1 protein-coding gene is annotated in these 413 nt (G+C 55.4%); it reads left to right on the top strand.

What is annotated here, in order from left to right:
- Positions 1 to 8: 8 nt before the first annotated feature.
- Positions 9 to 413 (top strand): MFS transporter (locus A9K58_RS20260; RefSeq protein WP_407070838.1); only part of this gene is annotated, 405 nt, incomplete at its 3' end.

Below are 413 nucleotides of genomic sequence, written 5' to 3'. Positions count from 1 at the left end.
TGCTTACTCTGTGTGCCCCAAATTTTGGGGTGCTGCTAGCAGGGCGATTCATTGCCGGTATCCCCCACGGCGCTATTTATGGTCTTACCGCCTTGGTGGGTGCCTATCTTGCCCCACCTGGGAAAACTGCCCGAACAGTGGCGAATGCTCTCCTGGGTGTCCCCATTGCCAACCTGGTGATGGTGCCGCTGATAACGTGGGTGGGGCAGTCCCTCAACTACCGTTACGCCTTCGGAATTATCGCTCTCTGTGGAGCATTAGCATGTGCCGCCATGTTTATATGGCTGCCCCCCATGGACGATATAGCACCCTCCAACCCCCGGCAGGAACTGGGTCTTTTTAAGAATAGGCAAGTGCTTCTTACTCTTTTCGCTGGGCTTTTCGGGTTCGGCGGCTTCTATGGTTTCCTCACC

This window comes from Stenotrophomonas maltophilia (genome assembly GCF_001676385.1).
Classification (GTDB): Bacteria; Pseudomonadota; Gammaproteobacteria; order Xanthomonadales; family Xanthomonadaceae; genus Stenotrophomonas; species Stenotrophomonas maltophilia_J.
This window is presented reverse-complemented; position numbering and strand designations above follow the sequence as displayed.